Genomic DNA, 5,903 nt, shown 5'->3' with positions numbered 1-5,903 from the left:
TACTCTACTGGTATATCTTCATAGAATACCGAACCCACTTCTTGCTTGTTGTCTATCATGCGGATGTAATCGCTCAACCTGCCTCGTCCTAATCTTCCACCGGAATCAACGGTGAAGTTTGTAGTGAATCCCGACTTGCCAAAGCTGTGGGTAATCTCTGTGATTAATCCAAGTTCTGTGTTGCCCTCACTATCCATGATGGTAGCTCCATCTCCCACAAGTAGTTGAGGTCTGAAAGGCCCTGTAAAGGTTTCGACCTTTCCTACACTCTCAAGCCTCCCTGCAAGCTCTGTTGCTATTGCCTGGGCATTGGTTGAGCTTGTTCCCTCTGCCACCTGCACGAATAGGGTTTTGTTTGATTGTAGATTCCATCCGGTGAAGGATGCCACGTCCTCATAAATCTGGATGTTCCATTCAGAATCATGGACACATACCTTTCGATAACTGCCCTGGTCATCCATAGTGATTGACCTGCTAAAGATGTCTTTGTCCCTCTGGAAGTTATACATCCCTCTTGTTGGGAATAACCCAAATGATGGACTTCCGACAATAATCTCTTCCTGGACCGTTTCCTCCATCTTCCAGTCAACCATAGTTCTGAAGATTTCTTCCAAAGCTGAATAAACTGTCTTGTTAGCATCAAATCTAAACCGTCTATATGTTGCGTCGTATTCAACTTCGTATTGGTCAATCCCAAGGTTTGCCTTTTCCAACATTCCGTTTATTATGTTTGTAATTATATCGTATGAGATTACATTGTTCTCGTTAAGTGTCTGGTCCTTTAGAGCCTTTCCTATAAGGTTTCTACCATCTACCGAGGCTGTGTTGCTTTTTACGGAATAATTGGACCTATCAACATAGAAGGTCCCCATCTCGTATTCCTCGAAATCATCACCCATGCCAAACCTGAATATAATCTTTGCACCAGGGCTTAATAGTGTTGATTTTTCATTCATCACTACTGGACCTTCTATTTCTGTTTCCTCGTCAACCGGATTCTCCAAGGTCAGGGTAAATGAGCTTATAGGGTTGTCTATGCTGTGCTTGATACTCCCATCAGATAAATATTTACTCATATCATATTGAAATTCGTATATCAATAGCTTTTGTGCTGTAGGTGTCTTGTAGCTTCCAACCACACCAAACCCTGGCAATGTTTTAACTTGCAACTTACTCATGCCATCATCAGGAGATACATCAAGAGGACTGTGCCAATCCACCCCTGTAAAAATTCCATCAAGTCTTTCAGTTGCTGATCCATATAGCCTTCCAGAATCCAAGTATAATAATTGCCCTTCTGTGTTGTAATACTGCAAGAAGTCGGGGAAATTACCCTCTCCAATTTTACCAGTTGTTTCAAATTGTAATTCCATGTTGTCACCTCCTGTGAAGCAGCATTATCATAAGTAGACCCGCCCATAAAAACATGAACACAAGCGGGATTACAAAGCTATTCATTTACTTCTTCTGTCAATTCTTCCTCTAGCTGTTCCTCTATTAATTCTTCCTTGCAAGGCTCAACCTCAACTATTGACTTGCATTTAGGACATGTAATAAACTTACTTTTTGTCCAATACTCCATCTTATTGCCACAATGTGGGCATATTTTTTCAACTGTTTTCATGTTACCACCCCTAACTTTGTAGTATCGATTTTAATGGTGCCTTTTCTATTCATATAAATGAAGCCATTCTTCTCAAATAGCGATTTAATGAAGTTATGGCTGTTCGCATGCCCAGCATGACCCATCCAACTATTTAACATGGATTCTGCCTTTTGAATGCTAAGTTTTCCTTCAAGTATTAGATCTGGCATTGCTTTGATTTTTCTTTTTATTTTCTTCTTACTCTCGCTTCTAAGTAGTTTGTGGGTTGTATATATCTTATAACCGATTGCGTTCACTCCCTGCGCTATGGGAAACATTTTAGTCTTATGAAAATTCAATTTAATATTCAGTACCTCATTGGTATAGATGGTGATTTGGTCTAGTGCATATCTGGCTGTTTCTTTATCTGGTAGTATCATAATTATGTCATCCATATATCTGACATAATATTTAACTCTTAATACTCTTTTGCAGTACTGATCCAGTTCGTTCAAATATACATTTGCGCATATTTGACTTAAAGTATTGCCCAATGGCAAGCCTAGCAAGTCTATTACATCTGCGCTATCTATGATCTTAAATATTAACTTCAGTGTTTTCTTACACTTAATTGCCTTGGGCAACAATGTCTTTAGAACATCTCTATCAATGCTATAGAAAAACTTTTCAACATCAGCTTTTATAATTGTAGCTTCAGGGCCATACTCCCATTGTGCTTTGCGCATGAAATATTGTATTCTTTCAGCGCATTTGTGAGTGCCTTTACCTTCAATGCAAGCATAGCTATCAAATATAAATTTGTCCTTATATATGTCTTTTAGAGTATAATTTATTGCCAGCTGAACAACCTTGTCTTTGAAGTGAGGCGCGTCCACAATTCTTTTCTTCGGTTCAAATACTGGGAATCTTATATACCCATCAAATTCATAAGTCTCGTTTATAAGCGAATCAATTAGGAATTTTAGGTTATATGTTTCATCCTGGCTAAATATTATAGCTTCTCGATTATATTTCCCATCACCCTTTAAAGCTTTCTTGTAAGCTTTCTCAACTGTTGCAATATCTACAATTTTGTCAAATACATCCCCGTACTGTTTATGATTTTTCGGCATCACTGGTGTTCCTTTCGTCAAGTACTAAGCACTATGCCATTGTTTATGTGTTTACACCTGATCACCAGGTGAAGGAATTAGGCTCTCTTGAAATAATTCAAGTCATGTTGACGAGACCATAATCGCGTCAATCTAATTAACCTGATTAAATCAGGACTGGGCGGAACCCGTTGTTAGAGTTCGCATTCGACGGATTGTTGTTGTTCGAGTTCTCCACGGAATTGTTACCACGGTTGATGCGGTTCGAGCCGGTTACAGCCTAATCCCTATATTCCTATTTCTTTACTGTTGCCATGATGTAGCCTTTTAGCATTTTGCTTATTTCTGTCATTCGTTCATCAATGTGATCATAGAATCCTTTTGAAATGTATTTTCTTCTTTTGGCAAATTTGATTTGTGATCTTAGGAGTTGAAAATATCCATCTGCCTCTTGAAGATACGAAAGTCTTTTTGATTTTACGCTATTTGCCAGAGATACACACTTCATCAATTCGAAGATATTTAATGTAATATACTCAGCCAATCTGAATTTTTCATAGTTTGGAAATTTGACTATCCTTGGGTATATCGTATCTAAAAGAGTCTCTATCTTTTTATATATTATTAAGTCGTCGTTATAACTCATATGTCCTCCTTGTCATTGCATTCGCCTGCGCTCATGCCCTAAGAGGGTAGAGTATAGAGGTATACCAAGACTGGGCGGAACCCGTTGCGAGAGTCCGCAGACGACGGATCGTCGCTGTTCGAGAGCTCCACGGAATTGAAACCACGGTAGTGGCGGTTCGAGCCGGAAGGAGTAGATGTCCATGTTCTAGAACCATTTCCATATGTGTAATGTACTCTTAAATCAGCGTCTGTAAAACTTGCCCACGTTCCATAATTTACATGCACTGGGTATATTAGTTTGTTCCACTCTGCTGTGCTTAATGCTCTCACAGCAAAAACATGATTGCCTACAGCAATCTTTTTGTCTCCAAATATTGCACCAACAGTGTTGATATCATTCCAAGATATAGTGTGTCTGAATGTTCTTTTCGCAATATATATAATTTCATCATTGTTGTAATACTTAAGCCACCCTGCATCACTCTCTTGCAGAGTTCCTGCGGTTAATCCAATCGCATTGCATAAGTCTTCACCGCTAATTAAGTCGAGGGCTGATACCTCTCCAAAATAACCGCCTGATTCATCCCCCCCACTCAATGTTTGAGGGCCTGGCAAGTCGTTTGGCATAGTTGGATCTGGTACTACTGGCGATGGTTGACTGGCGCCGAATGTTATTTTCATCGTGATAGGCAATTCGTGAAATTCATCTTTTGGCATATACTTGGTTGTATAATCTGCAGTGATTAATAATCCATCTGCTGGTGCTGTATCGAATACAACCTTATCGTCAAATGTGTGTTCAAATGCTGATGTCACTACTCCATCTACCCTTATTGTGAGGCTTGTGACTTCCTGGTTGGGCAACTCGAATGTTTTATTTATTCCATCTCCTGTTCCAATTTCAACATTTGTTTTATTTGTTCCCGTATATACTCCTGGCCGCGGTAATTTCCACCGCAATCCACCTCCAACCCAATCTATGGCCTTTACATCTCGGTTGAAGTCATATACAGAAAAATTTCCAGATAGAGTCATACTCTTTTCGCTTAGATTTGTTGACTTGGAAGCAGTAAGAGTACTGATTCTTTCAGATTCTTGGGAAAGAAGATCGTTTAGAGCTATTACATTATTCGGAGCACTAGCACCCGTTAAGTAGTTCCTCAAACCGTCCCCGTAGAAAAAGCACCCTGAATCTACTGAATACACTTCTGCATATACTGTTGCGTAAATGTCTATGATAATGTTTGACCTTTTTGGAACAGTTAAGGGGTTTCCCTCAGAGTCTGTTATCTTTGCGTGTGTGTTAATATTTGTCGTAGTTTCAGAAATACCTACTTCTGTTAGGTCATTATCGTTGTATTCATGAGATTCCAACCTTCCAACCTGTGTCCATATGCTAGTTGGGTAACTCCTGACCAAGGATTCAAGCTGTGCTGAGACATATCCAAGCCTATTGAAAAGTGTTGTTCTGGATGGGTCTAGCGTTCCATCTCCTGTCCCAAACACGATATTTGAAAAGAAAGGATTGCCTCCAAGTAGTCTTTCATACATCCTGTTGAGAACAATATTTTCAGCTTGTGGTTTTAAAGCGGCATATGCCCTGCTGACCTCACCGGTGCTGACATCTGTTATTACAAAGTCAAATCTGTTGTGAAATCTGACCCCTAAATTCACCTTCATATTATCATCTCCTTTTAGGGGTTAATAACCCCAACATATACTAAATCGACTGTCAATTCAGCAGGCGCAGCCGATAATGTTTCTTCTGCAAATCCTTTTGAATAAGTTATTTCCACAAGTTCAGCTAATAATTCAACCGGTGCTACTGATATAGTTTCCTCTATGCCTGGATTAGGTTCCGGGACTAAATCAGTAGGTGTGAATGTTTCGATAAAATTTTCTACCGGACCGCCTCTACCTGCAAGAGTACCAACAGAAGCATCATACTCAACTGTCAGACTGCCTTCAACCGTTGGGAATCTGCTCAAAGGGTGCATCGTCAACAGTAGTGCTTTGTCAACTGTAGGGTGATTCTCTACACTGACTATTTGATACTCCTTGTCCAGCAATGGGCCATTTATATACTTATATTCCTGCCCAGTGACCTTAAAAGCTCCTTCTTGCCCTTTTGTTCCTCTAAGCTCAATCTCATAAATATATAAATAGCTTGAATGCCTGCTTGTCACAGTCCACCTGTAATATTGGTAAGCTGCTTCAGGGATTCCAAAACTAAACTCGTGCCAACCTGTTGCATTAGGGCTGTTTTCTGATTGAATATTGTCCCAGTCAGTACCATTGTTTGAACCTTGAAGAATAAAACCATTTGGTCTATAGCTAGACCCGATATACCATCTAAATCCTGATACAAAGATAGGTTCTGATAATTGAACCTGCACCCACTGATCACCTGTTGTGCGGGTGTACCAATATGACCCGGTCACGTTGCCATCAAAGGCTCTTGATGGTGCATAACTTGAATATTGGCTGCTTCCAGTCACCGCTCCTATTGGTCTAAAATAATCCCCAGTAGCAATCGGTTTAGGTATCAGTCCTGTGACATCTCCCACCAACTCTTCAGT

At 39.9% G+C, this 5,903-nt stretch carries 6 protein-coding genes; all 6 read right to left on the bottom strand.

Annotated features, from left to right (window positions below; translation table 11 throughout):
• The coding region (locus tag ACKVDP_RS13515) for a hypothetical protein (protein WP_409229429.1) at window positions 1-1,373 on the bottom strand (1,373 nt) is incomplete at its 3' end.
• 77 nt (window positions 1,374-1,450) lie between these two features.
• Window positions 1,451-1,624: a hypothetical protein gene (locus tag ACKVDP_RS13510; protein ID WP_409229427.1), complete on the bottom strand. Its 174-nt coding sequence runs from the start codon at window positions 1,622-1,624 to the stop codon at window positions 1,451-1,453.
• Window positions 1,621-2,739, bottom strand: coding sequence for a reverse transcriptase/maturase family protein (locus ACKVDP_RS13505; RefSeq protein ID WP_409229426.1), 1,119 nt, complete (start codon window positions 2,737-2,739; stop codon window positions 1,621-1,623). The genes ACKVDP_RS13510 and ACKVDP_RS13505 overlap by 4 nt, the downstream gene beginning before the upstream one ends.
• Window positions 2,740-2,992: 253 nt before the next feature.
• Window positions 2,993-3,343, bottom strand: a complete 351-nt coding sequence (locus ACKVDP_RS13500; RefSeq protein ID WP_409229424.1) for a four helix bundle protein — start codon at window positions 3,341-3,343, stop codon at window positions 2,993-2,995.
• Window positions 3,344-3,381: 38 nt separating this feature from the next.
• Entirely contained in the window at window positions 3,382-5,004 is a 1,623-nt protein-coding gene (locus tag ACKVDP_RS13495) for a hypothetical protein (RefSeq protein ID WP_409229423.1), read from the bottom strand.
• 14 nt (window positions 5,005-5,018) lie between these two features.
• A partial coding sequence (locus tag ACKVDP_RS13490; protein WP_409229422.1) for a discoidin domain-containing protein occupies window positions 5,019-5,903 on the bottom strand: 885 nt, incomplete at its 5' end.

It is taken from the genome of Gudongella ferriphila, assembly GCF_046224405.1.
In the GTDB taxonomy this organism is placed as follows: Bacteria; Bacillota; Clostridia; order Tissierellales; family Tissierellaceae; genus Gudongella.
The sequence above is the reverse complement of the archived record's forward strand: the minus strand, read 5'-3'. Positions and strand labels throughout refer to the sequence as shown.

Bases quoted from the DNA above. Each gene is read 5' to 3' on its own strand.
- ACKVDP_RS13510 (WP_409229427.1), bottom strand. From the start codon at position 1,624: ATGAAAACAGTTGAAAAAATATGCCCACATTGTGGCAATAAGATGGAG.
- ACKVDP_RS13500 (WP_409229424.1), bottom strand. From the start codon at position 3,343: ATGAGTTATAACGACGACTTAATAATATATAAAAAGATAGAGACTCTT.
- ACKVDP_RS13495 (WP_409229423.1), bottom strand. From the start codon at position 5,004: ATGAAGGTGAATTTAGGGGTCAGATTTCACAACAGATTTGACTTTGTA.